The following is a 426-nucleotide window of genomic DNA, read 5'->3' on the forward strand; positions in this document are numbered from 1 at the left end:
CTGTGATTCAGCTACATAAGCATCTTCACGAGGCCATAAAAAGTTATCCTTAACTCTAATAAATTGATTAGGTCCACTTTTCTGTGGTACGCTTGGCTTTTACACTGTTCAGTTTTCAAAGAGCAATCAAAGTTTCAATTAGTGTGTCGTAACAGCGACAAAATATATCTTATTATGTATTATGTTAATTTGTCAACTGTTTTTTTTCTTTATATTTTTGTTGGAGTAATGGAACACTCTTCGAGTACACAATTTCCATCCAGCAAAGATGAACATTCGACGTAGTAGTCTGGAAACTAATGGAGCGGATGATGGGAATCGAACCCACGCTACCAGCTTGGAAGGCTGGAGTTCTACCATTGAACTACATCCGCATATTTTATAATTTATATGGTCGGGGTGACAGGATTTGAACCTGCGACCCCC

1 tRNA gene is annotated in these 426 nt (G+C 38.3%); it reads right to left on the minus strand.

The features are described 5' to 3' along the window. Positions 1-300 precede the first annotated feature (300 nt). Positions 301-374 (minus strand) — tRNA-Gly (locus BEN26_RS13850). Positions 375-426: the final 52 nt, after the last annotated feature.

Origin of the sequence: Tepidibacillus sp. HK-1, assembly GCF_001748485.2 — a bacterium.
GTDB classification, from domain to species: Bacteria; Bacillota; Bacilli; order Tepidibacillales; family Tepidibacillaceae; genus Tepidibacillus_B; species Tepidibacillus_B infernus.